23 protein-coding genes and 2 tRNA genes are annotated in these 24,216 nt (G+C 67.4%); 14 read left to right on the top strand and 11 right to left on the bottom strand.

The window, feature by feature from the left end; translation table 11 throughout:
- Positions 1 to 48 precede the first annotated feature (48 nt).
- Complete coding sequence (locus DAT37_RS29050; protein WP_109528073.1) at positions 49 to 774, top strand: HNH endonuclease; 726 nt, start codon at positions 49 to 51, stop codon at positions 772 to 774.
- A 73-nt stretch (positions 775 to 847) separates the two neighbouring features.
- Here DAT37_RS29050 and DAT37_RS29045 read toward each other — a convergent pair whose 3' ends face one another.
- The 3 genes from DAT37_RS29045 to DAT37_RS29030 form a co-directional block, all read right to left on the bottom strand.
- Positions 848 to 1,690, bottom strand: coding sequence for a DUF559 domain-containing protein (locus DAT37_RS29045; RefSeq protein WP_232840061.1), 843 nt, complete (start codon positions 1,688 to 1,690; stop codon positions 848 to 850).
- 441 nt (positions 1,691 to 2,131) lie between these two features.
- Positions 2,132 to 3,175 carry a Gfo/Idh/MocA family protein gene (locus tag DAT37_RS29035; protein ID WP_109528072.1) on the bottom strand — a complete coding sequence of 348 codons (1,044 nt, stop codon included), beginning with the start codon at positions 3,173 to 3,175 and terminating at the stop codon, positions 2,132 to 2,134.
- Positions 3,176 to 3,186: 11 nt separating this feature from the next.
- Entirely contained in the window at positions 3,187 to 4,218 is a 1,032-nt protein-coding gene (locus tag DAT37_RS29030) for a LacI family DNA-binding transcriptional regulator (RefSeq protein ID WP_109528071.1), read from the bottom strand.
- Between the two features lie 246 nt (positions 4,219 to 4,464).
- Between DAT37_RS29030 and DAT37_RS29025 the strand changes: the two genes are divergently transcribed.
- The 5 genes from DAT37_RS29025 to DAT37_RS29005 all read left to right on the top strand — a co-directional run bounded on the left by DAT37_RS29025 (position 4,465) and on the right by DAT37_RS29005 (position 9,847).
- Entirely contained in the window at positions 4,465 to 5,373 is a 909-nt protein-coding gene (locus DAT37_RS29025) for a TIM barrel protein (RefSeq protein ID WP_109528070.1), read from the top strand.
- A gap of 166 nt (positions 5,374 to 5,539) precedes the next feature.
- On the top strand, positions 5,540 to 6,478 hold the full coding sequence (gene iolC, locus DAT37_RS29020) for a 5-dehydro-2-deoxygluconokinase (protein ID WP_109528538.1): 939 nt from the start codon (positions 5,540 to 5,542) through the stop codon (positions 6,476 to 6,478).
- A gap of 231 nt (positions 6,479 to 6,709) precedes the next feature.
- Complete coding sequence (gene iolB, locus DAT37_RS29015) at positions 6,710 to 7,597, top strand: 5-deoxy-glucuronate isomerase (RefSeq protein WP_109528537.1); 888 nt, start codon at positions 6,710 to 6,712, stop codon at positions 7,595 to 7,597.
- 25 nt (positions 7,598 to 7,622) lie between these two features.
- Positions 7,623 to 9,455, top strand: coding sequence for a 3D-(3,5/4)-trihydroxycyclohexane-1,2-dione acylhydrolase (decyclizing) (iolD, locus tag DAT37_RS29010; RefSeq protein WP_109528069.1), 1,833 nt, complete (start codon positions 7,623 to 7,625; stop codon positions 9,453 to 9,455).
- Between the two features lie 188 nt (positions 9,456 to 9,643).
- Positions 9,644 to 9,847, top strand: a complete 204-nt coding sequence (locus DAT37_RS29005) for a cold-shock protein (RefSeq protein WP_014987157.1) — start codon at positions 9,644 to 9,646, stop codon at positions 9,845 to 9,847.
- Positions 9,848 to 9,931: 84 nt separating this feature from the next.
- Here the strand turns inward: DAT37_RS29005 and DAT37_RS29000 are convergent, their stop codons facing one another.
- Positions 9,932 to 10,576, bottom strand: coding sequence for a dihydrofolate reductase family protein (locus tag DAT37_RS29000; protein WP_109528068.1), 645 nt, complete (start codon positions 10,574 to 10,576; stop codon positions 9,932 to 9,934).
- Between the two features lie 99 nt (positions 10,577 to 10,675).
- Between DAT37_RS29000 and DAT37_RS28995 the strand changes: the two genes are divergently transcribed.
- Together DAT37_RS28995 and DAT37_RS28990 are read left to right on the top strand one after the other, a co-directional pair.
- On the top strand, positions 10,676 to 11,167 hold the full coding sequence (locus DAT37_RS28995) for a winged helix-turn-helix transcriptional regulator (protein WP_109528067.1): 492 nt from the start codon (positions 10,676 to 10,678) through the stop codon (positions 11,165 to 11,167).
- Positions 11,168 to 11,415: 248 nt separating this feature from the next.
- Positions 11,416 to 11,622 carry a cold-shock protein gene (locus tag DAT37_RS28990; protein ID WP_109528066.1) on the top strand — a complete coding sequence of 69 codons (207 nt, stop codon included), beginning with the start codon at positions 11,416 to 11,418 and terminating at the stop codon, positions 11,620 to 11,622.
- Position 11,623: 1 nt separating this feature from the next.
- Here DAT37_RS28990 and DAT37_RS28985 read toward each other — a convergent pair whose 3' ends face one another.
- Positions 11,624 to 12,442 (bottom strand): nucleotidyltransferase domain-containing protein, encoded by an 819-nt coding sequence (locus DAT37_RS28985; RefSeq protein ID WP_109528065.1) that lies wholly within the window; start codon positions 12,440 to 12,442, stop codon positions 11,624 to 11,626.
- Between the two features lie 822 nt (positions 12,443 to 13,264).
- Between DAT37_RS28985 and serA the strand changes: the two genes are divergently transcribed.
- Positions 13,265 to 14,863 carry a phosphoglycerate dehydrogenase gene (gene serA, locus DAT37_RS28980; protein ID WP_109528064.1) on the top strand — a complete coding sequence of 533 codons (1,599 nt, stop codon included), beginning with the start codon at positions 13,265 to 13,267 and terminating at the stop codon, positions 14,861 to 14,863.
- Positions 14,864 to 14,908: 45 nt separating this feature from the next.
- Positions 14,909 to 15,916, top strand: coding sequence for a 3-isopropylmalate dehydrogenase (locus DAT37_RS28975; protein ID WP_109528063.1), 1,008 nt, complete (start codon positions 14,909 to 14,911; stop codon positions 15,914 to 15,916).
- 271 nt (positions 15,917 to 16,187) lie between these two features.
- On the opposite strand, the gene DAT37_RS44375 is transcribed toward DAT37_RS28975, so the two are convergent.
- From DAT37_RS44375 to DAT37_RS28960, 3 genes are all read right to left on the bottom strand, one after another.
- Positions 16,188 to 16,748: a hypothetical protein gene (locus DAT37_RS44375; RefSeq protein ID WP_157978766.1), complete on the bottom strand. Its 561-nt coding sequence runs from the start codon at positions 16,746 to 16,748 to the stop codon at positions 16,188 to 16,190.
- Positions 16,749 to 16,811: 63 nt separating this feature from the next.
- Complete coding sequence (locus DAT37_RS28965) at positions 16,812 to 17,885, bottom strand: ADP-ribosylglycohydrolase family protein (protein WP_109528061.1); 1,074 nt, start codon at positions 17,883 to 17,885, stop codon at positions 16,812 to 16,814.
- A gap of 58 nt (positions 17,886 to 17,943) precedes the next feature.
- Positions 17,944 to 19,131 (bottom strand): MFS transporter, encoded by a 1,188-nt coding sequence (locus DAT37_RS28960; protein ID WP_109528060.1) that lies wholly within the window; start codon positions 19,129 to 19,131, stop codon positions 17,944 to 17,946.
- Between the two features lie 329 nt (positions 19,132 to 19,460).
- On the opposite strand from DAT37_RS28960, the gene DAT37_RS28955 reads away from it, so the two are divergent.
- From DAT37_RS28955 to DAT37_RS28940, 4 genes are all read left to right on the top strand, one after another.
- Positions 19,461 to 20,249: a fumarylacetoacetate hydrolase family protein gene (locus tag DAT37_RS28955; RefSeq protein ID WP_109528059.1), complete on the top strand. Its 789-nt coding sequence runs from the start codon at positions 19,461 to 19,463 to the stop codon at positions 20,247 to 20,249.
- A 30-nt stretch (positions 20,250 to 20,279) separates the two neighbouring features.
- On the top strand, positions 20,280 to 21,752 hold the full coding sequence (gene gltX / locus DAT37_RS28950) for a glutamate--tRNA ligase (protein WP_109528058.1): 1,473 nt from the start codon (positions 20,280 to 20,282) through the stop codon (positions 21,750 to 21,752).
- Between the two features lie 145 nt (positions 21,753 to 21,897).
- A tRNA-Gln gene (locus DAT37_RS28945) sits at positions 21,898 to 21,969 on the top strand.
- 153 nt (positions 21,970 to 22,122) lie between these two features.
- Positions 22,123 to 22,195: transfer RNA gene (locus DAT37_RS28940), tRNA-Glu, on the top strand.
- Positions 22,196 to 22,622: 427 nt separating this feature from the next.
- On the opposite strand, the gene DAT37_RS28935 is transcribed toward DAT37_RS28940, so the two are convergent.
- The 3 genes from DAT37_RS28935 to DAT37_RS28925 all read right to left on the bottom strand — a co-directional run bounded on the left by DAT37_RS28935 (position 22,623) and on the right by DAT37_RS28925 (position 24,167).
- A complete protein-coding gene (locus DAT37_RS28935; RefSeq protein WP_109528536.1) occupies positions 22,623 to 22,805 on the bottom strand; it encodes a DUF5302 domain-containing protein in 183 nt (60 codons plus the stop codon).
- A 129-nt stretch (positions 22,806 to 22,934) separates the two neighbouring features.
- On the bottom strand, positions 22,935 to 23,432 hold the full coding sequence (locus DAT37_RS28930; RefSeq protein WP_109528057.1) for a pyridoxamine 5'-phosphate oxidase family protein: 498 nt from the start codon (positions 23,430 to 23,432) through the stop codon (positions 22,935 to 22,937).
- A gap of 33 nt (positions 23,433 to 23,465) precedes the next feature.
- Positions 23,466 to 24,167, bottom strand: a complete 702-nt coding sequence (locus DAT37_RS28925) for an IclR family transcriptional regulator (RefSeq protein ID WP_109528056.1) — start codon at positions 24,165 to 24,167, stop codon at positions 23,466 to 23,468.
- Between the last annotated feature and the right edge of the window lie 49 nt (positions 24,168 to 24,216).

The following is a 24,216-nucleotide window of genomic DNA, read 5'->3' as shown; positions in this document are numbered from 1 at the left end:
GTCCCGCTGTGATTCGAGAGGCGGTCCGCGCCGCCGTAGGGTGATTCAATGGTGTCGGAACCGAAATGGACACGGGACGAACTGATTCTCGCGTGCGATCTCGTGGTCGAAAACGGCTGGCGTCAGATCCGTGAGCACGATCCCCGGGCAAAGACCTTGTCGGACCTACTGCGCAGCCTGCGCATCCATCCTGCGGAGAAGAGAGGCCCGCGTTTCAGAAGCCTCGGCAGTGTGTCCCGCAAGACCGCTGATCTCGTCACCATTCATCCGGACTACTCCCGTGATCCGACACGCGGTTCGAAACTGGACCGTGAGGTGCTGGCAGACTTCCTGACGACGCCACTCGAAATGCATATGGCTGCCATAGCGATCCAGGAAGGCGTTGCCACCGGCGAATTGACATCGGAGCTGAGCAGAGAAGCCTGGGACATCGCTTTCGTCGGCGACGTGGGCGCAAAGGAGGGCGGTCTACTCGCTACGCGACACCTCAGGAGAGAAAGAGACAGAAAGCTTCGCTCCCGGAAGATCGCAGATTTCCTCGATTCCCACGACCGTGTCCGCTGCCAGCTCTGTGCCTTCGATTTCGAAGAAGTCTACGGCAGCCACGGCCACGGATTCATCGAGTGCCACCACGTAGTTCCACTCCACGCCTCGGGCGAAACGACAACACAACTGGCGGACTTGATCCTGCTGTGTTCCAACTGCCACAGCATGATCCACTACCGCAAGAAGTGGCTGGAACCGGCGGAGTTGCGCGAGCTTTTGGAGCGGTGAGTGGCTCCGGCCTAACCGGTCATTCTCCGCAGATACCGACAGATACCTGGCGAATGTTGGCCAGAGTGTCCGCTCAGACCGGCCTCGACCGGCGGCGACGTCGAACCACTGCCGCCACTTCGTCAGCGCAGGCATCCAGCGTGGTGTACACATCGGCCGCGGCGTAGCGGAGCACCATCCACCCGGCCAGCGTCAGATGATTCTGGCGACGGCGGTCGTTGCGGAAAGTGGCGGGTTCGCTGTGGAATGCACGACCGTCGATCTCGATGATCGTGCGCGAACGTTCATCGACGAAATCGCAGATGTATTGCCCGACCGGATGGTTGGGCAGCAGTCGCAGGTGGCGTTCGGCCAGTGCTCGGGCGAACAGCCGCTCCGGTTCGGACGCGGAATGTAATGCGGCGATGCGAAGTTGTCGACGCAGGGCCGGTGCACCGACCTCGCCGGAGTGGGCCAGCATCAGCGCTTCGGTTCCGGAGACTGCACGGTGGAGTTGGCTGTCGACCATCGCTCCGGCGTCGGCGTCCGGCATCACCGCTGTGCAGTCCAGCAGTGTCCGGGCATCGGTCGTCGTCGGGATGCCCATGATCTCGTCGATTGCAGTCGGAGGCAGGTCACGTCGATAGAGTTTCAGCCACTTCGGCGTAGCCCGATGCACAGCTCGAGGGATGGTTGCCTCGAACACCGTGGGTTCCGGCAGCATCATGTGCAGCCAGGCCGCTGTACGGTGGCTCATCCGGGCGCTGGGAATCCAGGCGACGACGGCGGCGCAGCGGGCCAGTCCACTCGGAACGCCCAGGCAGTAGGTGCGAGGCAGCATCCGGGTATAGACGCCGCGACGGCACCGATCATCGATGGTCGTTGCCGCCAACCCTTGCGCCAGCAATTCTGCACGGGTGGCGATTCCGTAGGTCATGAGCGCAGCATGCATGGGCTCGAATGCGGCGGGTGGGCGGCGACCTGGGGAAACGGTGAGGCTGGGGATAGGGGTGGGGCTGTGGACAAGTCGGTCTGGGCGGACATTGTTGGTTCAGGGTGGCGGAATGCTGTCGATTCGGTTGGGGATTGTCCGTGTAGGCCGGATGGCTCCCGGCCATCCGGACGGCACCCTCACCGCCGCGACTGTGCGGCACCGATCCGCGACCGGCCGATCGGACGTCGGCCGATCGGAGTCGTGACGTAGCAAGATGACGCCTGTCTGGTGTAGCGGTGGGCGTGGCGCCACGAGACCACGATCGGTCTCATCCTCTGCGCGGTTCGCGCGCTGCTGACCAATCCGGAGCAGTTGGCGCAGGTCAGCTCCGGTGATGTCGATTGGGATGTGGCGGTGGAGGAGACGCTGCGATGGGACCCTGCCTCAGAGGTGCCGGCCGACAGCTGTTCGGTCCCGAACCTCCGCGACGGCGACCGGGCGACGCTCCGCCCGGGACAACTCGCACGCCTCGGCGACATAGAAAGCCTCAAGCGCTTCCGAAGGCGCGCAGGGATTTTCGTGTCCATCGGTCGCCACCCCGATGAACGCGGTCAACTCCTCGGTATAAGCCCGCCGGAAGCGATCCATGAAGCTGGGATACGCGGGTGGGGCGAAGGTGGGGTGGCCGGGTTCTACCGACCGCAGTGGTGCGCGGTTGTCGAGTCCGACGACGGCGTTGGCTCGTGAGCCGAGCACTTCCAGTCGCACGTCGTACCCGGCGCCGTTGTAGCGGGAGAGGGAGACGGTGGCGAGGGTGTCGTCGTCGAGCGTCAGGATGACGGCGGCGGTGTCGACGTCACCCGCTTCGGTGAACATCCGATCTCCGCGGTTCGCCCCCCGCGCGTACACCTCGACCACTTCCCGCCCGGTCACCCACCGGATGATGTCGAAGTCGTGGATGCCGCAGTCGCGGAAGATTCCTCCGGAGTGGGGGATGTAGGCGGCGGTCGGCGGTGCTGGATCGAGGGTGGTGGCGCGCAGGGTGTGGAGTCGGCCGAGTTCGCCGGATCTGACGGTGGCGCGGGCGGCGTGGTAGCCGGGGTCGAAGCGGCGTTGGAAGCCGATTTGTACGGGGACGCTGGTGTTTTCGAGGTGGCGCAGGACTTCCAGGGTTCCGGCGAGGTCGGCGGCGATCGGCTTTTCGCAGAAGACGGGGATGCCGAGGTCGACGGCGCGGATGATGAGGTCGGGGTGGGAGTCGGTGGCGGTGGCGATGACCAGGCCGGCGAGGTCGGCGGCGAGGAGGGTTTCGATGTCGGGGACGGCTTCGACGCCGAGCGCGTCGGCGGTGGCGTCGGCGCGGGCGGTGTCGATATCGGTGACCAGTACGCGGTCGACCTGTGGGAGAACCCTGAGGGTTTCGGCGTGGGCCTTCCCGATTCGGCCGGTGCCTGCCAGTCCGATGGTGACGATGCCTCGGGATGTCATCGACTCTCCTCCTACCGATGCGGTGGTATGTCGTTGTCTGTCACGGGGATCGGTGCGGTGGTCGCGCGCACGACCAGGGTGGGTTCGACGCGGTGGCGCACGGGGGCGGTGCGGCCTTGGCGCAGACGTTCGGCGAGCGCTTCGACGGCGAGCCTGCCCATCGTGACGCGCGGCTGGTCGACGGTGGTGAGGGAGAGGTGGCGCAGGGCGGCGAGTGAGGTGTTGTCGTAGCCGACGACGGAGACGTCCCGAGGAACCCGCAGTCCGGCTTCTTCGAGGGCGGACATCGCGCCGATCGCGTTGAAATCGTTGCCGCAGACCAGTGCGGTGGGGAAATCGCCGTGGGAGAACAGGTTCAGGAGTTTGTGGACGGCCGCCATGCCCGCGGAGTCGGTATGTTCACTCGGCAGCACCATCGGTTCGAGGCCGTGTCGTCGCATCGCGTCGCGATAGCCGCGACGGCGGGCGGCGGAGGTGGAGGCGCCGCCGCCGTCGAGGTGCACGATGCGGCGGTGGCCGAGGCGGACCAGGTGGTCGACGGCGAGGGCCGATCCGGTTTCGCCGTCGTCGTTGACGGTGTCTATATCGGGGGCGGTGGAACTTCGGGAGACCAGCACCACCGGACTCCGCTGTGCCGCTTCGCGAATGGCGGCGGCGGGGAGAACGGGGGAGAGCAGGACGATGCCGCCGGGGCGGAAGGCAAGCAGGCTTTCGAGCGCGGAGCGTTCTCGTGTCGGGCTGCGGCGACCGGTGTTGAGGATGAGTTCGAGGCCTGCCTGCCGCGCCGCCGCGTCCATGCCGTCGATCACGTCGGCGAAGAAGGTGTTGCGCAGGTCGGAGACCATGACCCCGACGATATCGGAGGTCCCGCCCGCCAGGGAGCGGGCCATGAGGTGCGGTTGGTAGCCGAGATCCTTCGCGGCGGCCAGCACGGCCCGCCGACGATGCGCGCTGACCTTCGGTGAGTCCCGCATGACGAGGGACACCAGCGCTCGGGAGACGCCGGCGCGGGCGGCGACGTCGTCCATGGTCGGACGTCCCATCTCGCCTCCGCCGTCGGTTCGGTTCGACCTGCCGTGACGGAGGTTACAAGCACGGCGCCGCCCCGGCAATAGAGCGCTCCAATGGCGTGAGCTCTCGGGCGAGTGACGGCCGAGATGGGCGAATACGCAGGTAGATCGCTATAAATGCCTCGGCGGCGCGCCCCTTGACATGCTGTGGTGTGCGTTACATAGTTGGAGCGCTCCAACAGTCGGAGTCCACTCGCACGTCGAAGGCCGGAGAGTCCGATGACCGAATCTCTCGACCCGCCGCGTATCGCGGCCGCACCGATTTCCTGGGGTGTGTGCGAAGTCCCGGGCTGGGGGCACCTGCTCGACGCGCGCACGGTGCTCGCCGAGATGGCCGCGCTCGGCATCACCGCCACCGAACTCGGCCCGCCCGGATATCTGCCCACGGAACCGGGAGTGTCGCGCGGGCTGCTGGACGGATTCGGTATCGAGGCGGTCGGCGGATTCCTCGCGACGGTGCTGCACCGCGAACCCGAACGCGCGCTCGCGCTGGCACGCGACACCGTGGCGATATTCGCCGGGTGCGGCGCCGACGTCCTGGTCCTCGCGGCGGCCACCGGCCTCACCGGCTACGACACGCGCCCCCGACTCACCGGTCCCGAATGGCGGACGCTGGTGACGACCGCCGCCGCCATTCGCGATATCGCCGCCGCCGACGGCGTGCGCACGGTGCTGCACCCCCACATCGGCACCCACGTGGAAACCGAACCCGAGGTCGAACGGTTCCTCGCTGACTCCGATCTCGATCTCTGCCTCGACACCGGGCATCTGCTCGTCGGCGGCACCGACCCGGTTCTGTTGGCGCGCGGGTACTCCGCCCGGATCGGCCACATCCACCTCAAAGATGTCCGCCTGGCGGTCCTCGACGAAATCCGTTCGGGACGTATCGAATACAGCGATGCCGTCCGACGTGGACTGTATGCGCCGCTCGGGGCGGGGGATGTCGATATCGCGGCGCTGGTGCGGGTGATGCGGTCGGCCGGTTATCGCGGCTGGTACGTCATCGAACAGGACACCGTCCTCGATACCGGTGCGTCAGCGGAAACACCCAGCGGGGATATGCGGGTCAGCCTCGACTATCTGTCCGCCGTGGGGTTCGCGGCGGATTCGGCGCCGGTCTACCGGTGACGACGATGCCTCGCGCCGATCCGGCGCTTCGCGCGTGTGCGGCGATATCAATCGGCGCGAAGGGTGGCGTGGTGAGGAATCGAAGCGTCGGATCGCCGGCGACGCGCAGGCCGCTTCGCGTTGTGCGGCAGGACCGCTCCACGGCTCGAACAGGGAATACGAGCGGATGACCGATCTCGAAGTGCTGACCGTCGGCAGGGTGGGCGTCGACCTGTATCCGCAGCAGAGCGGTGTCCCGCTCGCCGAGGTCGAGACCTTCGCGAAATCCCTCGGTGGCACCGCCACCAATGTCGCGGTGGCCGCCGCGCGTCTGGGCAGGCGTAGCGGGGTGCTCACCAAGGTCGGCCCGGACGGCTTCGGCGGTTACGTCCGCACCGCCCTCGAGGGTTTCGGTGTCACCGCGCGCTACGTCGGCACCGCCACGGATCTGCTGACACCCGTGGTCTTCTGTGAACTCACCCCGCCCGCCGACCCGCCGCTGCTGTTCTATCGCGCGCCGATCGCACCGGATCTCACACTGACCCCGGCCGAGGTGCCGTGGGACGTCGTGGACTCGGTGCCGCTGCTCTGGGTGACCGGCACCGGCGTGAGCGCCGAACCGGCTCGCGGCACCCAGCACGCGATCCTCGAACGCCGCGCCCGCCGCACGCACACGGTGCTCGACCTGGATTACCGGCCGATGTTCTGGCCCGACGAGGAAACGGCGGCGCGCGAGATAGGTGCCATGATCGGTCACGTGACGGTCGTCGTCGGCAACCGCGCCGAGACTCGGGTCGCGGTCGGCACCGCTGACCCGGACGAAGCCGCCGACCGGCTACTGGCGCGCGGCGTGCGGATGGCCGTGGTCAAACTCGGGGCGGACGGGGTGCTGATCGCCACCGACCGGGAACGCTGGACGGTGCCGCCCTGTCCGGTGCAGGTGGTGTGCGGGCTCGGCGCGGGTGACGGATTCGGTGGCGCGCTCGTCCACGGACTGCTGTCGGACTGGGACCCGCACCTCATCGCCACCTACGCCAATGCCGCGGGCGCGCTGGTGGCGTCACGCCTGGCCTGTGCCGACGCGATGCCCACCGTGGCGGAGATCGAGGAGTTGCTGTGTCGATGAGCCGGTCGTACCCGGTCGGAACTCGACGTCGTACGGCGATGTCGCCGAGCGCAATTGGTCGAGGTGCGGTTACTTTACCGTCAGGTGTCGTGGGGGAGCTCTTGCCGCTGGGCCGCGGGAACGCCGACCGCTCGAATCCACATGCTGGTCGCCGACGACTCGCGTCAGGTCGGCCGTGGATGCGCACCGAGGACGAGGTCCGATGAAACCCCTTGACAGGACGTGGATTCGATGAGACTGCACCGCCCTTCGGGCACGCTCGCAGACGGCAACGACCCGGTATCGCTCACACCGGACGACGCCGGGTGGTCCTACACCGGCCTCCGCGTGGTCCTGATACCCGCCGGGACGACGCGCATCCTGTACACCGGAGATTCCGAGGCCTTCGTCGTGCCACTGGCCGGATCGGGCACCGTCCACGTCGACGGCCTGACCCTCGAATTGCGCGGCCGCGATTCGGTGTTCACGCGGGTCACCGATTTCGCCTACATCCCGCGCGACGCGGAAGTCCGGCTGTCGAGCGCGCACGGCCTCGAAGCCGCGCTACCCATGGCCCGATGCGAGCGCAGGCTGACGCCGAAATACGGTCCGGCCGAAGCCGTTCCCGTCGAGGTGCGCGGTGCCGGACAGGCGACGCGCCAGGTCACCAATTTCGGCGTCCCCGGAGTCTGGGACCACGCCGACAGACTCAACGCCTGCGAACTGATCACCCCGGACGGTAACTGGTCCTCCTACCCGCCGCACAAACACGACGAGGTGAGCGACTGCGAGGTCGTCAACGAGGAGATCTACTACTTCCGCATCGCCGGTCGCGACGGAATCATGCCGTCGCGTGCGGGTTTCGGCCTGCACCGCACCTACACCGCCGACGGTGCGCTGGACGAGAACGTCGCGGTCCGCGACGGCGACGTCTTCCTGATCCCGCGCGGATACCACGGCCCCTGCGTCGCCTCGCCCGGATATCCGATGTACTACCTCAACGTGCTCGCGGGCCCCGCTCCGCAGCGTTCGATGGCGTTCTGCGACGACCCCGCGCACACCTGGATCCGCGAGCGCTGGCGCGACGAGCCCGCCGATCCGCGCTGCCCGGTCACCGACCATCGGGGCAGGCGTCCGTGAACGTGTTCTCCGAAGGACGGCCCGTATGGAACTGACCACGGCTCGGGCACTGGTGGCATGGCTGATCGCCCAGCGTTCGGAAGGTATCGATGGACGCGAAGTCCCGCTGTTCCCCGCGGTTTTCGCCATCTTCGGGCACGGAAACGTGCTCGGCCTCGGCACCGCTCTCCAGGAGCGCGTCGCCGAGATCCCGGTCTGGCGCGGTCAGACCGAGCAGGGTATGGCGCTGGCCGCCGTGGGCTACGCGAAGGCCACCGACCGCAGGCAGGTGGGGGTGGTGACCTCCTCCATCGGTCCGGGGGCGTTGAACATGGTGACCGCCGCGGCCGTCGCCCACGCGAACCGTCTTCCGCTGCTCCTGCTGCCAGGCGACACCTTCGTCGGCCGGGCCTCCGATCCGGTCCTGCAACAGGTCGAGCATTTCGGCGACGCGACCGCCACCGTGAACGACGCCTTCCGCCCGGTGAGCCGATACTTCGACCGGATCACCCGCCCCGAACAGTTGCTCGCGACTCTTCCCCAGGTGCTCCGCGTGCTCACCGACCCGTCGGAGACCGGACCGGTCACCCTTGCCCTGCCGCAGGATGTGCAGGCCGAGACATTCGATTTCCCCGAGACGCTCTTCGAGCCGATCGTGCACCGAATTCCACGTCCCCGCGCCGATATTCGCGAACTCGACGCTGCGTCGGCGCTGCTGCGAACGTCACGGCGGCCGCTGCTGGTGCTGGGTGGGGGCGTGCGGTACTCGGGGGCGGCGACGGCCGCGACCGAACTCGCGCGACGGCACGGCATACCCCTCGCGGAGACCACAGCGGGACGCACCCTGGTCGCGCACGATCACCCGCTCTACGCCGGGCCGCTCGGTGTCACGGGGTCGGAATCGGCGAATACCCTCGCGGCAGAGGCGGACGTGGTGCTGGCCGTCGGCACCCGTCTCCAGGATTTCACCACCGCGTCCTGGTCCGTCTTCGCCGAGGGCGTCCGGCTGATCACCGTCAACACCGCCCGTTTCGACGCGGTCAAACACGGCGCCCTCGCCGTGGTGGGTGACGCCGCAGCGACCCTGCCCGAACTGTCCCCGCCGGGGTGGGCCGCCGACCCGGACTGGACATCTCGCGCGGCGCGACTGCGCGTCGCCTGGGACGCGCGGATCGACGCGCTGCGCGCTCCGGTCACCGGGATGCCGACGTACGCCCAGGTGGTGGGAGTCGTCAACGAACTCAGCGAGGCCGGTGACTACGTCATGACCGCCGCGGGCGGCCTACCCGGCGAACTCGTCGGGGGCTGGCGGGCGACGGGCGGCTCGTCGTCCATGGACGTCGAGTACGGCTTCTCGTGCATGGGTTACGAACTCGCCGGTGCGTGGGGCGCCGCGATGGCGCGCGCGGACGGTCTGGTGACGACCCTGCTCGGCGACGGCTCGTATCTGATGGCGAATTCCGAACTCTTCTCCGCCGCTTTCGCCGGGCATCCATTCGTGGCCGTGGTCTGCGACAACGACGGATACGCGGTGATCGCCCGGCTACAGGAGGGCCAGGGCGGCACGGCGTTCAACAATTTCTTCGCCGACTGCCGCACCGAGCGCACGGCCCCGCCGAGGGTCGATTTCGCCGCGCACGCGCGGGCGCTCGGCTGCACGGTTTTCACCGCGTCCGCGCCGGACGAATTCCGGGACGCGTACGCGCGGGCCCGCGCCGCCGCGGTGTCGCGGCCCTCGGTCGTGGTGGTCCGCACCGATCCGCGCGTCTGGACCGAATCCGGGGCCTGGTGGGAAGTCGGTGTGCCACACCATCTTTCCGGGGCCGCCGAGTACCGGGCCGGGAAGCGGGATCAGCTGCGCTACCTGCGCGGTCGATGAATCCGCCCCGTATTCGGTGATGTGTGCCCCTTTTGGGAGATCGCACGCATATTCGTGTCTCCGGCGAGGGATAGCTCACAGTGGGCGGCGGCGCAGGTGGAGGAATTCCACGGATCGTGGCATCGTTGATGTACGAGACCAGGGCATTCCGTTTTGCCAGAATCTGGCTCGTCAACAGAAAGTATGAAATGGCTCAAGGCATTGTGAAGTGGTTCAACAGCGAGAAGGGCTTCGGCTTCATCGCGCAGGACGGCGGAGGCCCCGACGTCTTCGTGCATTACTCGGCTGTCAGCGGTTCGGGCTTCCGTTCCCTCGATGAGGGTCAGCGCGTGGAGTTCGAGATCGGCCAGGGCCAGAAGGGCCCGCAGGCCCAGGACGTGCGCGTTCTCTGATCGCAGCGGCCGCGCTCTCTGATCGCGACCAGGCTTCGACGGCCCCCGTACCCTCCGGTGCGGGGGCCGTCGCCACGTCCGGGGTCAGGCCGTCCTGCCGAACGTGACGTGGGTGACGCGCGGCGAACGATCGACGCGGGTGACCTCGTAACCCGGCCACAGGCCGAGACCGTCGTAGAGACGCTCGCCGGACCCGAGCAGGATCGGTACGACCGCGAGGTGGATCTCGTCCAACAGTCCGGCGCGCAGGAACTGCCTGATCGTTTCCGCCCCGCCGCCCAGACGCACATCCTTGCCCCGCGCGGCTTCGAATGCCACGCCCAGGATCGAGTCGAGGGCGCCGTCGACGAAATGGAAGGTCGTTCCCCCTTCCATCGGCACCGAGGCGCGGGGGTGGTGCGTCATCACGAAAGTGTCGTGGTGGTAGGGAGGGTTGTCGCCCCACCAGCCTGTCCAGCTCTCGCCCCGCCACGGTCCGCGAATCGGGCCGAACATATTGCGGCCCATGATCGTCGCGCCGATGCCGACATCCCCGGCGATCGCGTAGTCGTTGTCGATTCCGGTCTCGCCGTCGCCGGGACCGCCCTTGTCGTCGGCGTATCGGGTCGCGAAGAGCCACTCGTGCAACGCCTCGCCGCCCTCGCCCAGCGGATTGTCGCGTCCCTGGTTCGGTCCGGCGACACAGCCGTCCAGGGAGAGGGAGATGTTGTGCGCGCGCAGCTTCGCCATGGTCGCCCGTCCTGTGTGCTTGCATTATGCAATTGGTTGGGGCAAGGCTAGACCGTTCCGGTTGTATATTGCAAGCGGCAGAACCGACGGAGGAGCATCATGCGCGACGAAGGACGCTCGGGTTGCCCGATCAACGCGACCATCGAGGTCATCGGCGATCGGTGGACCCTGCTGGTGCTGCGGGACGTGATGTTCGGTAACCGCAGGTACTTCCGGGAGATCCAATCGGGCTCCGAGGAGGGTATCGCCACCAATATCCTGGCCGACCGGCTCAAACGCCTCGTCGCCGCCGGGCTGCTCACTCGCGAGGACACCGGACGCGGACAGAAGGCCGAATACCGGCTCACCGAACCCGCCATCCAACTCGTCCCGGTCATGGCGCAACTCGGCGCGTGGGGCTTGCGGCATCGCCCGACCACCGAGCGGTTGCGGGTGCGCGCCGAACTGCTCGAGCGGGGTGGTCCCGAATTGTGGTCCGAGTTCATGGACGAACTGAGGGAAGCGCACCTGGGTATTCCGCGCCCCGATCCCGACCGCCCCACCGCAACCGACCGGATGGCGCGGGCGTACGCGGCGGTCACCGAGAGGTAGGCGCCGGGCCGCGTCCGTGCGCGGCCGCTCGAACCCGCACCCGCGAAGCGAGGACGAGCGCGGCGTGTCCGAAGCCGATCGGGATCGGTGCGTCTGCGCCACAGGCGATCACGGCGCACCACGTTGTGAACGCTGACGGAGCCCGCTAGGGCAACCGGGCGCGCCGAGCGTTGGCGCACGTGACACCATGGATCCATCGGGCACGTCCGCAGTGGGCGGTCGGCGCCGGGTATGGAGGAACGCGCACCATGGTTCACGGCACGGTGAAATGGTTCGACACCGAAAAGGGGTTCGGTTTCATCGACCAGGACGGCGACGGTCCGGATGTCTTCGTCGACTATCTCGAGCTACAGGGCTCGGGATTCCGCGTGCTGACCGCCGGGCAGCGGGTGCAGTTCGAGGTGCGTCTGGTGAAGGCGGGGCCGGAAGCCGTCGCCGTGCGGGTCGTGGGCTGAACTATCGTCGCGCGCCGACGGCCAGCGCCTCGGCGCGGAAGAATTCCGCGGTCAGAGCTCTGGCCCGGTCGGTGTCCGGGTCGGGTGTCCGGGGAAAAACGTCTGCGGCACGGTCGAATTCGTCCATGATGAAGGTCGCGATCGGGGTCGGCACCGCGCCGCTGCCCATTTCCCTGGTGCGCGACTTGAGTTCGGTCAGCTCCGTCACCGCCGCGACGAAATCATCGGCGAGCGTGCACTGTTCGAGCAGTGTCGGCAGGTGCATGGGCGCGACTGCGGCGCCGGGGTGTTCGCGCAGCCAGCGCAGCGCCATGGCCGGACGCAGTGAGTAGAACACCTTCTTGAGCGAGCGATGGTGTTCGGCCAACTCCCACTGTTTGCGGCCCAGGTGCAGGTAGTGCCGCGCCACCTTGTTCCGGTCGGCGACCCGCTCGGCCAGTGCGCGCAGGTCGTCCCGGAAACGGTCGTCGCCCCGGTACACGATGGGTGACATCAGCCACTCGATGAGTACGGCGTTACCGCTCACCAGCAGTCGCAGCGCCTTGGCGAGATCCCACCCGTTGACGTCGAGCAGGCCGACCAGCGGCGTTTCGATCACGTCCCGACCGCGCCACGGTGTCAGGTAGTCGTCGAGGCTCGCGATGTAGACGAAGCGGCAGTCGTAATCGGAATCGGGGGAGGGGAACCCCCATGCGCGGCTCCCGCTTTCGATGGCCAAGCGCACCGATACCCGATGGTCGAGCTCGACCCGGTCCAATTGGGCGTCGATGTCCCCGACCACGGTCGGGTCCATGGAATCGGGGATCGCGCGCAGTGCCATGGGCCGATGGTAGGGGTCGACGATCGATCGACGCAGCTGGTTTTCGGCGGCTGGCGGGAGCGCGGTCGGGGACTGCCAGGAGGTTCCGGACGGGTGCGAACATCTATCACCAAAGAATCACGGTGCGGTGTGACCCTATTTTCATGGGCACCGGAGTTAATGGCGCGTGTGCCTTGTATGGAGGAATTTTCGGGGGACGATCATCGCGCTCACCTCGAATTTTCATCCGATCTCAATGATTTCGACAAGATCTTATCGAAGAGCGAAGTTGGTCGCTTGTCCATCAACTTGATCATGTATATGTGCAGGTCAGAGTCATTTTTTGGAGGCGCAAGCCCTGAGTTTTCGTGGCCTGAGCCATTCTTTCTGGCGTGATGTGTTCTGCGTCACTAAATATCTCGATTACGTAACCGGATTCGTGGTACCTCCGATGTGTCCAATGTCAGCCAGTTGCGACTGGATATATTTCGACGAAGAGGAAAACAAATGATCCCCGTTATCATCGACACCGGTTCCGCTGCCCTCAACGGCATCTTCAGCACCGCGGGCGCGGCGCTCACCGGTCTCTTCAACACCCTGTGGACGGGTTCCTTCGGCGGCTGATCACGCTGTCGGTCGGTCATCGACCCGGTTGCGCGCCGCATGCTCGGCGCGACCACTGTGGGAAGGCCTCGCACCCGGCGGTGCGGGGCCTTCCGCCGTCGTGACACCGCGATTGGCCGACGGCGACGCCGCGCCTGCCGGGGGGCAAGGGCACCCGAAAACGCGCCGACTAAGCTTGACGTCGGTAATTGCCGACCCTCTTCCCAGGAGTATCCCACCGTGAGCCAAGCAGGCCGTCCTGTTGTTCTGATCGCCGACAAGCTCGCCCAGTCGACCGTCGACGCGCTCGGTGACGGTGTCGAGGTTCGCTGGGTCGACGGCCCCGTCCGCCCGGCGCTGCTCGCCGCGGTCCCCGAGGCCGACGCGCTGCTCGTCCGCTCCGCGACCACGGTGGACGCCGAGGTTCTCGAAGCGGGCAAGAATCTGAAGATCGTCGCCCGCGCGGGTGTCGGCCTCGACAACGTCGACGTGCCCGCCGCCACCGAACGCGGCGTCATGGTCGTGAACGCGCCGACCTCCAATATCCACACCGCCGCCGAGCACGCGGTCACGCTGATGCTCGCCGCCGCGCGCCAGGTTCCCGCCGCCGACGCCACCCTGCGCGAGCGCACCTGGGCGCGCAGCAAGTTCAACGGTGTCGAGATCTTCGACAAGACCGTCGGCGTCGTCGGCCTCGGCCGAATCGGCCAGCTCTTCGCCGCGCGGCTGGCCGCCTTCGAAACCAAGATCGTCGCCTACGACCCCTACGTCTCCCCGGCCCGCGCGGCCCAGCTCGGCATCGAACTGCTGAGCCTGGACGAACTGCTCGAGCGCGCCGACCTGATCTCTATCCACCTGCCGAAGACCCCGGAGACCAAGGGCATCATCGGCAAGGAAGCGATCGCCAGGACCAAGCCCGGCGTGATCATCGTCAACGCCGCGCGCGGCGGCCTGGTCGACGAGGCCGCGCTCGCCGACGCCATCAAGTCCGGCCACGTGCGCGCCGCCGGTCTGGACGTGTTCGAGACCGAACCGTGCACCGACAGCCCGCTGTTCGACCTTCCGCAGGTCGTGGTGACCCCGCACCTCGGCGCCTCCACCTCCGAGGCCCAGGATCGCGCGGGCACCGATGTCGCCAAGTCCGTGCTGCTGGCGCTCGCGGGCGAATTCGTCCCCGGCGCGGTGAATGTCACCGGCGGCACGGTCGGCGACGAGGTCGCGCCGTGGCTCGACATCGTGCGCAAGCAGGGCGCCCTGCTCGGCGCGCTGTCGGACGAACTGCCGGTATCGGTCGAGGTGCAGGTGCGCGGCGAACTGGCCGCCCAGGATGTCGCAGTGCTGGAACTGTCCGCGCTGCGCGGTGTCTTCTCGGCGCTGGTCGAGGATCAGGTCACCTTCGTCAACGCGCCGACGCTGGCCAAGGAACGCGGTATCGCCGCGCAGGTCACCACCGCGCCGGAGAGCCCGAGCCACCGCAGCGTCGTCGATCTGCGCGCCGTCTTCGGTGACGGACGCACCCTGAATGTGGCGGGCACGCTCACCGAGCCGCAGCAGGTGCAGAAGATCGTCAACATCAACGGCCGTAACTACGACATGCGCGCCGAGGGCCTGAACCTGGCCGTGCTGAACTACGACGACAGGCCGGGCGCGCTCGGCAAGATCGGCACCAAGCTGGGCGAGGCGGAGGTCGATATCCTGGCCGCGCAGCTGAGCCAGGACGTGGACAAGGAAGGCGCCACCGTCATCCTGCGCGTCAACCGCGAGGTTCCGGCCGAGGTCCAGGCCTCGATCGCCGAAGCCGTCGGCGCGGCCAAGGTCGTCCTCGTCGATCTGTTCTGATCGCCGCTACACCTCACGGTCAGAACTGAACGGAGCATTGTTGTCATGAAGCTTGCTGTCATCCCGGGTGACGGAATCGGTCCCGAGGTCATCGCCGAGGCGCTCAAGGTGCTCGACGTCGTGGTGCCGGGCGTCGAGAAGACCGAATACGATCTGGGCGCCAAGCGTTACCACGCGACCGGCGAGATCCTGCCCGACTCGGTATTGCCCGAGTTGAAGCAGCACGACGCCATCCTGCTCGGGGCGATCGGCGACCCGTCGGTGCCCAGCGGCGTGCTGGAGCGCGGCCTGCTGCTGCGCACCCGATTCGCGTTGGATCACCACGTCAACCTGCGGCCGTCGAAGCTGTACCCGGGTGTCACCAGCCCGCTCTCCGGTGATCCCGACATCGACTTCGTCGTGGTGCGTGAGGGGACCGAGGGCCCGTACACCGGCACCGGTGGCGCGATCCGCGTCGACACCCCGCACGAGGTGGCGACCGAGGTCAGCACCAACACCCGTTTCGGCATCGAGCGCGTGGTGCGCTACGCCTTCGCCAAGGCGCAGGCCCGGCGCAAGCATCTGACGCTGGTGCACAAGAACAACGTGCTCACCTTCGCCGGATCGCTGTGGCAGCGGACCGTGGACGAGGTCGCCGCCGAATTCCCCGAGGTGCGGACCGCCTATCAGCACATCGACGCCGCGACCATCCACATGGTCAACGACCCGGGCCGCTTCGACGTGATCGTCACCGACAATCTGTTCGGCGACATCATCACCGACCTCGCCGCCGCCGTCAGCGGTGGAATCGGTCTGGCGGCCAGCGGCAATATCGATGCGTCCGGGGTCAACCCGAGCATGTTCGAGCCGGTGCACGGCAGCGCCCCCGATATCGCGGGGCAGTCCAAGGCCGATCCGACCGCGGCGATCCTGTCGGTCTCGCTGTTGCTCGAGCACCTCGGTGACACCGAGGCCGCCGCCCGTATCGAGGCGGCGGTCGCCAAGGATCTCACCTCGCGCACCGAGGCGGCGTCCACCGTCGCTATCGGTGACCGCATCGCGGCCGCGGTCTAGCGCGAACAGCACAACCGAGAAGTAAGCCCCGCACTCGAATGGAGTGCGGGGCTTACTTTTCCGTGGCACCGTCACGCTCGCAGCGGTGTTGGTCCTAGGCGATGCCCTGGCAGTGCGGTGAGTTCCTGCCGATGTGGTCGATCCGGTGCGCTGGTCGGAGTGAGTACCGGCGTTCGGGCGGAGCGGTGGCGAGACCGCCGCGCGTATCGCCCGGCGCACGAGTGCGTCGTTCACGGACGAGGGCGATCCCGCCGGAATCACCGATCCGCAGTCAGCGCGGGGGAGTCGGCGGTGCCGGAAACCGCGGCGGGGCAGGGTGTTCCGACGAGCCGCCGGGCGGAGTCGGGTGGGGAGGGATGGGATATCCCGGTGCGCCGGGCGGTACGGGAGGTCGAGGCATCGGAGGGTGATCCGGTCGGTCCGAACCGGGGAAGTCGGCAGGCCCCGGTCGAGTGGGCGGTACCTGTGACCGTGGCCCGTCGCCAGGATGAGCGTGCGGTCCCGGTGGGAGGTGCGGCGGTGGCGGGAAGGGGCCGGTCGGCGGCATCGGTCCACTGAACCGCTGGTAGGCGGCTTGGCGCGAGGTGCCGAGCAGGTCGCCGAGTTCGGCCCAGGTGTGGCCTTCCTCGCGAGCCTGCCTGGCCAGCGTGTGCAGGATGTCGTCGACGAGATTGCCGAGATTGCGCGTCGCGCTGAGCGCGGCGAGCACCGGAACCGCCGGTGTGCCTTCCCCGGGACGCAGCACGCCGACGACGAGTTCGGCATTCGCGGAGAGCAGTGTCGCGAGCGTCGCCCGCTCGTCGCGGACGTCGGTACGAGGTTCTTCGGTCATATGTAAAGGCTGCCTTGACGCGATCTGTGTGTCAAGGCTGGGTTTACATCCTCGTGTGGGGGCCTATGTCACGTATTCGAGGGGATGGCGTTCGGCCACCCGCCCGTAATCGCGCAGGACGAAGTTCACGACGAGGTCGTCGGCGATCTGGATCAGCACGTCGCGACCTTCGACCGCGGCGGCCCATTCGTGCGGCAGGCCGGACAGTCCGTGCAGTGCGCCGAGCAGGTTGCCCGCGACCGCGCCCGTGGAATCGGAATCGCCGGAATGGTTGACCGAGAGCAGCAGCGCCGCGCGCACCCCCTCGGTCTCGGCCCGCAACGCGCAGTGCACGGCGATGGCGAGGCACTCCTCGGCGATCCACCCCGCACCCACCTGTTGCACGACCTCCGAGGTGGGCGGTTCGGTGTCGGCCAGGGTGAGCGCGCGTTCCAGGGCGGTGGCCGTCTGCGTGCCGCGCGGCATCGATGCGACCTGAATGATGGTTTCCCGCAGCGCTTTCCGAAGGTCGAATCCGCTCATCACGCGATCGACCAGCGCGCCGAAGGCCCCGGCGGCCAGATATCCGGTGGGGTGGCCGTGGGTGAGTTGCGCGCAGCGCGCGGCCGTCTCGAACGCGGCGTCCGGGCCGGATCCCACCAATCCGAAGGGCGCGGAGCGCATTACCGTTCCGCACCCCTTCGAATGGGCGTTGACCGGGCCGGGATGCCCCATCGGGGCGGGGGCCACGTAGCCCTGCGACTGTCGCGAGATTCCGCTCAGGCAGGTGTCGCCCGGGGCCCGGACCGCGTAGAGGAACCGGTGATTCGACAACCAGCCGTCGGGTGCGGTACCGGGTGCCTGGGCATTCTGGGTGTGCCGCCACCGTAGGAGGGCCCGGCGCATCACGGGTGCGATGTCGGCGCCGGGCGGGCAGCGCAACAGACCCTCCGCGGTGAACAGGGTCATCTGGGTATCGTCGGTAACCTGTTGCGGCGGGCCGTAATCGGGGACGAACCCGGTCACGCCCGCGTCGCCGTGCTGTTCCCTGATCTGGGCCAGACTTCGGAATTCGATCGGCCAACCCAGCGCGTCCCCGATGGCCCCGCCCAGCAGTGTGCCGCGCACGCGGTCGACGATCTCCACATACTCCACCATGATCCGATCTTGTCAGGTTCGGGCCGCCGCGCGCGGTGATAATCGACTCGCGAAACCTCTACTCGCGCGGTGTCTTCGTCCGATCCGACGGCACCAACGGGATCGCCGCCGTCGCCAGCGCTGCGGCGGCCAGGTAGGCGGCGGGGAATCCGCCGACCGTGATCAACGCGCCGAAAGCCGGTGGAATGGCGGCCATCGCGAGATTCTGACCGGTGTTCTGGACGCCGAGGCCGCGTCCGCTCCAGTACGGACCCGCGATCTCGGCGACGGCGGTGAAGGCAAGGCCGTTGTCGGACACCGTGATCACCGATGCCGCGATCAGCAGCGGGATCGCCGCCCACCACCAGCTCGACCACGCCGCCAGTCCGAGCGCGGCCATGCAGATCACCGCGGCCACCGCGACCGTGCGCAACGGGCCGAGCCTGCTGCCCACGTGATCCGACCACGCGCCCGCGCCGATCCGCCCGCCGGCGCCGAGCAACTGCGTGACGGTGACCAGGGCCCCCGCCGCGGGCAGGGACCAGCCGATATCGCGGTGCAGCCACAGCAGGGCGAAAGTCCACACCACGCCCTGGGGCACGCACAGCAGTACCGAGACCGCGTGGATGCGCCACAGCGTGGAGTCGCCGCGGTACGGGTTGACCCGGTCGACGGATTTCGCGTCGGGCCGCGGCGGATCGATGATGCCGAAATAGCAGCCGACGGCGGCGAATCCGGCCATCAGCGCCGGAACGAGGACGGCGGCCGAGATACCGTGCGCCGCGGCGACGGCCGGAATGGCCAGCGCCGCGATGCCGACGCCGAGCGGCTGTGCCGTCTGGCGGATGCCCATCGCCAGTCCCCGACGCCGCGGCGGGAACCATCCGACGATGACCCGCCCGCTCGCGCCGTTGGTGCTCGCCGCGCCGACGCCGCCGACGAACAGCAGCGCGCCCAGTGCGATGTCGTTCGTGGTGGCCGCGGCCGCGCAGCCCGCGGCCAACATGACCAGCGGACCGCCGACCAGCACCTTGTGCTCGCCGATCCGGTCGACCACGTATCCCCAGGCGATCAGTGTGCACACCAGGCCGACGGTCGGCATGGCGACGAGCACGCCCGCCGTCGGTAGCGACATGCCTCGGTCGGTGAGCGCGGGGAGCAGGAAGGGCGCCCCGTGGACGAAGACCGCGCTCGACGCCTGGGCGAAGACACCGAGGCCGAGCATGGACCACCGTCGAACGTCGCGCACCTGTGTCACGGTAGCCATCGGCCTCACCCCGGTATCTCGCGTCTCCGCGCATCTCGCTGGCATCCCAATATGTGGAATGGAAATCCCATTGAATGAACTTCTGGCGCTACGCTACACCGTGCGGGCAAGTCGATTTCGGCGAAGCGATGTCGAACTTGTCACATCTGGCGGTATTCGGGCACCCGCGTCGACGGCTTCGCCTGCGCGTTTGCTCCGACCTCGCCGCGCGCCGCGCCGTCCGGCCGCCGCGGCGGTACTCGCGCCACGCGGAAGTGGCGATAACACGTTCCGGACCACTCGGTCGGGTGCGTTCGGGCAGGTGGCGACCGGTCGATAGACTGCCGGGCATGCGTCTAGGTCGAGTTGCCAGTCCCGATGGGGTCGCGTTCGTCAGCATCGAAGGAGAGGGCGGCGCCGACGCGGCGTCGCTGACGGCCAGAGAGATCGCCGAGCATCCGTTCGGCACTCCGACGTTCACCGGACGGAGCTGGCCCCTGGCCGATGTGCGGATGCTCGCGCCGATCCTCGCCAGCAAGGTCGTCTGCGTCGGCAAGAATTACGCCGCACACGCCGCCGAAATGGGTGGTAGCGCACCCGAAGAGCCGGTAATCTTCATGAAGCCGAGCACATCGATCGTCGGTCCCAACGCCTCGATCATCCTGCCGCCCAGTTCATCCCGGGTGGATTACGAGGGCGAACTGGCGGTCGTCATCGGCCGTCCGTGCAAGGATGTGCCCGCTGCCCGCGCGTTGGATGTGATCCTCGGGTACACCGTCGCCAACGATGTCACCGCACGGGATCAGCAGAGCAAGGACGGGCAGTGGACCCGCGCGAAAGGTTACGACACGTTCTGCCCGCTCGGCCCGTGGATCGAAACCGCCGTCGACCCATCGGATCTGGAGATCGTCACCGAACTCGACGGCGAGGTGAAGCAGCGTAGCCGTACATCGCTTCTGCTGCACGATATTCCGAAGCTCGTGGAATGGGTGACCAGGGTGATGACGCTGCTGCCCGGCGACGTGATCCTCACCGGAACACCGGAGGGAGTCGGTCCGATGCAGTCGGGGCAGCAGGTGTCGGTGACCGTCGAAGGTATCGGCACCCTGACCAATTCCGTTGCGACCAAACACCGCTAGCGACCGTTCGAACGAGTCCGAAAGAGAGCCATGACTGAAGTACGGGTCCGCTTCTGCCCGTCACCGACCGGAACACCGCACGTCGGCCTGATCCGCACGGCGCTGTTCAACTGGGCCTACGCCCGTCACACCGGTGGCACGTTCGTCTTCCGTATCGAAGACACCGACGCCGCACGCGATTCCGAGGAATCCTACGCGGCCATCCTGGACGCGCTGCGCTGGCTCGGACTCACCTGGGACGAGGGCCCGGAGGTCGGCGGACCGTACGAGCCGTACCGGCAGTCGCAGCGTCGCGCGCTGCATCTGGACGTGGTCGGCAAACTGCTCGAGGCGGGCGAGGCGTACGAATCCTTCTCGACTCCCGAGGAGGTCGAAGCGCGACACCGGGCCGCGGGCCGGGATCCGAAACTCGGCTACGACAATTTCGATCGCGATCTCACGCCCGAGGCGATCGAGGCCCATCGGGCCTCCGGACGTCCGGCGGTGATCAGGTTGCGGATGCCCGATTTTGATCTCGGCTGGCGCGATCTGGTCCGCGGTGAGACGGTATTCAAGGCGGGTACGGTTCCCGACTTCGCGTTGACCAGGGGTAACGGTGATCCGCTCTACACCCTGGTTAATCCGGTCGACGACGCGCTGATGCGTATCACCCATGTATTGCGCGGGGAGGATTTGCTCTCGTCCACTCCGCGTCAGCTCGCGCTGTATGCCGCATTGGAACGAATCGGCGTCGCCGAGTTCACCCCGGAGTTCGGTCACCTGCCGTTCGTAATGGGTCACGGCAACAAGAAGCTGTCCAAGCGCGATCCGGAATCCAATCTGTTCGCCCATCGGGATCGCGGATTCATTCCCGAGGGTTTGCTGAATTACCTGGCGTTGCTCGGGTGGGGTATCTCGGATGATCACGATGTGTTCTCGATGTCGGACATGGTCGAGGCATTCGATATATCGAAAGTGAATTCGAATCCGGCCCGATTCGACCAGAAGAAGGCCGACGCGCTCAACGCCGAGCACATCAGAATGCTGGATCCCGGCGATTTCGCGCATCGGCTGCGTGAGTTCCTGACGGGGCATGGACATATCGGCGCGGAAGTCGACGACAAGTTGTTCGCCGCCGCTGCGGACTTGGTGCAAACCCGGATCGTCGTCCTTTCCGACGCGTGGGAACTGCTGCGATTCCTGTTCGCGCCCGCCGAGGAGTTCGCTATCGATCCGGCGGCCGGAGCGAAGAATCTCGGCGCGGAGGCCGTGCCGGTTCTCGACGCCGCGATCGCCGCGCTGGAGTCCCTTCCCGCATGGGCTACCGGGGGTATCGAGGAGGCGCTCAAAACCGCGCTGATCGACGATCTGGGCCTCAAACCCCGCAAGGCTTTCGCGCCGGTACGCGTCGCGGTGACCGGATCGCATATCAGCCCGCCGCTGTACGAGTCGCTGGAGTTGCTCGGACGCGAGCTGTCGCTGGACAGGCTGCGCTCCGCTCGGGCATGGACCGCCACCGCCTGATCCGGCGAAACAGCCAAAAATAGGGCTTTGACCAGGCGATTTGTAGTTTACCGGCCGAGGTTTGGTACTCTTCTTCTCGGCCGGAACACGGCCCCGCGGCCGGCCAGTCAGACTGGTCCGACTCCGGGGCTGACGTCCTGGTCATTGGGGTATGGTGTAATTGGCAACACAGCTGATTCTGGTTCAGCCATTCTAGGTTCGAGTCCTGGTACCCCAGCGGAAATGTTGTACATCTCTCGGTTCGCGACCGAAAGTGGTTCAGCATCCGGCGATTTGGTCGCCGAGCTTCGGTCGGTTAAGCTAGCCGAGCTTCCTCGGATCGCAAGATCCACAAGGTTGATCACCGCGGAAACGCGGGAGATCAAGTCCTGGCCCCGTCGTCTAGCGGCCTAGGACGCCGCCCTCTCAAGGCGGTAGCGCGGGTTCGAATCCCGTCGGGGCTACACAAGTGGAAGGCCCATGCTCACACAGAGCGTGGGCCTTTCTTGTTTCGCATTGTCTTGTGGGGGGCGCGGCCCACACACCCCGGCCCGGGCGGGGCTTCGCCCCCCGGTCCCGCTGTTGGGCTTCGCCCTTGCTCCCGTGGTTCGGTTTCCGAAATATCTTGCGTTCTAAGTGGATTGGCTTTGTTGCCATTATTTTCGGGGGCGGCGCCGCGGGTGGGTTCGGGCTTTTCTGTGATCTTGTTCCGTGATTGTGCCGGGGTGTTTACCGGAGTTGCCGGAGTTTGCTCGGCTAGGTATCGAGTGATGCCTCCGCGGTGTGTCGCGGGTGGTGAGAGCCTCGTCACGTGAAAAAGCCCTACTGGTCGGTCGACCAGTAGGGCTTCTCTTTGTATCCGGCGCCTGTGAGCTGCGGCGGAAGCCGGGGCTACCCGCTCTTGCGGCGGAACTCCCGCTTGTGGCTGGCGTTGCCTTGCGGCGCGGCGGCCTTGGAACGGCCGTCGAGATGGTCGTTCGCCTTGGCGTTCTGGGAATTCTTGCGGTCGAGCGCCTCCTTGAACTTGCGCTTCACTTCGTCGGCACCGCCGTTGGAACTACCCGAATCCGTCATCGCCTGCTCCTCGTCATCGCGACCACGCACCGCGTCCACGGACGCCGTGCGGGGCCGATTCGTGTCCAACCGCCGGAAACGCTAACGCGCGACGCGACGGCTGTCAGCTGCATTATCCGGTGTGCCGCCTCAGGCCGAGGGGGCGGTGGTACCGCCGAGGGGGATGGCGGGCATCCCGAGTTTGCGGTGGTCCCAGCTGCGCACCCGCTCCGGCCGCACCCGGATCGCGACACGCTTGTGCAGCATGGCCTCCACCGCGGGCCGCATCTCCTCGCTGTAGGGCCCCGTGTAGCGCTCCCACACGCTCACGCCGACCGCGAACAACCGCTCCGGGTCGTCGATGATCTCGGCGGTGCCCTCCAGCGAGACGCCGCGCAGCTGGTCGTAGGTGTCGCCCGATTCGATCATGCAGGTGATGCGGGGGTCCCGGCGCAGGTTGACGGCTTTCTGCGATTTGGCCTTCGTCTCGAACCACACCTCGCCGTCGATCAGGGCGTACCACATGGCGATCAGGTGCGGCGCTCCCGTCGGACCGATGGTCGCCATCGTCGCGACGCGGCTGCGCTCCAGGAATTCGGCGATCTCGGTATCGGACATCACGATCTGTGCCCGCTGGTTGACTCCCATGGGCCCACTGTAGAACGCTCGATCTGGAACGCGTTACAGGCGTTTGTGCAGCGCCTCGGCCGCGGCGACCAGATCGGCCGCCCAGCGGGCGCCGGGACGGCGGCCCATCCGATCGATCGGGCCGGAGACCGAGACGGCCGCCACCACGGCGCCCGCCGCGTCGCGGACCGGGGCGGAGACGCTGGCCACCCCTGCCGCGCGTTCGGCCGCGCTCTGCGCCCAGCCGCGTTTGCGCACTTCGGCCAGGGCTCGGTCGCCGAACACCGCGTCGGCCAGGATGGTGCGCTGCAACTCCGGATCGGCCCAGGCCAACAGCACCTTGGCGGCCGAACCCGCGGTGAGCGGCAGTCGCGCTCCGATCGGGACGGTGTCGCGCAATCCGACCGGCGGTTCCAGGGCCGCGATGCAGACCCGCGCATTTCCGTCACGGCAGTAGATCTGCACGCTCTCGCCGGTGATCTCGCGTAGGCGCGGCAGAATGGCGCCCGCCGCCTCCTGGAGCGGATCGGAGGCGCCCGCGGCGAGTTCGGCCAGCGCCGGGCCCGGCCGCCAGAGCCCGTTGTTGTCCCGGGCCAGCAGGCGGTGCACTTCCAGGCCGACCGCGAGGCGGTGCGCGGTGGCTCGGGGCAAGCCCGTGCGGGTGCACAGTTCGTTGAGGCCGCACGGGTGCTCGGCGACCGCGTAGAGCACCGCCACTGCTTTGTCGAGGACGCCGATACCGCTATGCTGTCTCATAGAACGATACTAGCGTCTCGGATACTGAGAATGGACACTGAGAATCTCA

The organism is Nocardia aurea (assembly GCF_003123685.1).
GTDB lineage: Bacteria > Actinomycetota > Actinomycetes > Mycobacteriales > Mycobacteriaceae > Nocardia > Nocardia aurea.
This window is presented reverse-complemented; position numbering and strand designations above follow the sequence as displayed.

What these genes read in the sequence shown, in the direction of transcription:
- DAT37_RS28990 (WP_109528066.1), top strand. Translation starts at nt 11,416, where the DNA reads ATGGTTCACGGCACGGTGAAATGGTTCGACACCGAAAAGGGGTTCGGT.
- DAT37_RS28930 (WP_109528057.1), bottom strand. Translation starts at nt 23,432, where the DNA reads ATGGGAGTCAACCAGCGGGCACAGATCGTGATGTCCGATACCGAGATC.
- DAT37_RS29050 (WP_109528073.1), top strand. Translation starts at nt 49, where the DNA reads ATGGTGTCGGAACCGAAATGGACACGGGACGAACTGATTCTCGCGTGC.
- DAT37_RS29030 (WP_109528071.1), bottom strand. Translation starts at nt 4,218, where the DNA reads ATGGGACGTCCGACCATGGACGACGTCGCCGCCCGCGCCGGCGTCTCC.
- DAT37_RS28985 (WP_109528065.1), bottom strand. Translation starts at nt 12,442, where the DNA reads ATGGCACTGCGCGCGATCCCCGATTCCATGGACCCGACCGTGGTCGGG.
- DAT37_RS28960 (WP_109528060.1), bottom strand. Translation starts at nt 19,131, where the DNA reads ATGGCTACCGTGACACAGGTGCGCGACGTTCGACGGTGGTCCATGCTC.
- DAT37_RS29045 (WP_232840061.1), bottom strand. Translation starts at nt 1,690, where the DNA reads ATGACCTACGGAATCGCCACCCGTGCAGAATTGCTGGCGCAAGGGTTG.
- gltX (WP_109528058.1), top strand. Translation starts at nt 20,280, where the DNA reads ATGACTGAAGTACGGGTCCGCTTCTGCCCGTCACCGACCGGAACACCG.
- iolD (WP_109528069.1), top strand. Translation starts at nt 7,623, where the DNA reads ATGGAACTGACCACGGCTCGGGCACTGGTGGCATGGCTGATCGCCCAG.
- DAT37_RS28975 (WP_109528063.1), top strand. Translation starts at nt 14,909, where the DNA reads ATGAAGCTTGCTGTCATCCCGGGTGACGGAATCGGTCCCGAGGTCATC.
- DAT37_RS28935 (WP_109528536.1), bottom strand. Translation starts at nt 22,805, where the DNA reads ATGACGGATTCGGGTAGTTCCAACGGCGGTGCCGACGAAGTGAAGCGC.
- DAT37_RS28955 (WP_109528059.1), top strand. Translation starts at nt 19,461, where the DNA reads ATGCGTCTAGGTCGAGTTGCCAGTCCCGATGGGGTCGCGTTCGTCAGC.
- DAT37_RS29005 (WP_014987157.1), top strand. Translation starts at nt 9,644, where the DNA reads ATGGCTCAAGGCATTGTGAAGTGGTTCAACAGCGAGAAGGGCTTCGGC.
- iolB (WP_109528537.1), top strand. Translation starts at nt 6,710, where the DNA reads ATGAGACTGCACCGCCCTTCGGGCACGCTCGCAGACGGCAACGACCCG.
- DAT37_RS28965 (WP_109528061.1), bottom strand. Translation starts at nt 17,885, where the DNA reads ATGGTGGAGTATGTGGAGATCGTCGACCGCGTGCGCGGCACACTGCTG.
- DAT37_RS29035 (WP_109528072.1), bottom strand. Translation starts at nt 3,175, where the DNA reads ATGACATCCCGAGGCATCGTCACCATCGGACTGGCAGGCACCGGCCGA.
- iolC (WP_109528538.1), top strand. Translation starts at nt 5,540, where the DNA reads ATGACCGATCTCGAAGTGCTGACCGTCGGCAGGGTGGGCGTCGACCTG.
- DAT37_RS28995 (WP_109528067.1), top strand. Translation starts at nt 10,676, where the DNA reads ATGCGCGACGAAGGACGCTCGGGTTGCCCGATCAACGCGACCATCGAG.
- DAT37_RS28925 (WP_109528056.1), bottom strand. Translation starts at nt 24,167, where the DNA reads ATGAGACAGCATAGCGGTATCGGCGTCCTCGACAAAGCAGTGGCGGTG.
- DAT37_RS29000 (WP_109528068.1), bottom strand. Translation starts at nt 10,576, where the DNA reads ATGGCGAAGCTGCGCGCGCACAACATCTCCCTCTCCCTGGACGGCTGT.
- DAT37_RS44375 (WP_157978766.1), bottom strand. Translation starts at nt 16,748, where the DNA reads ATGACCGAAGAACCTCGTACCGACGTCCGCGACGAGCGGGCGACGCTC.
- DAT37_RS29025 (WP_109528070.1), top strand. Translation starts at nt 4,465, where the DNA reads ATGACCGAATCTCTCGACCCGCCGCGTATCGCGGCCGCACCGATTTCC.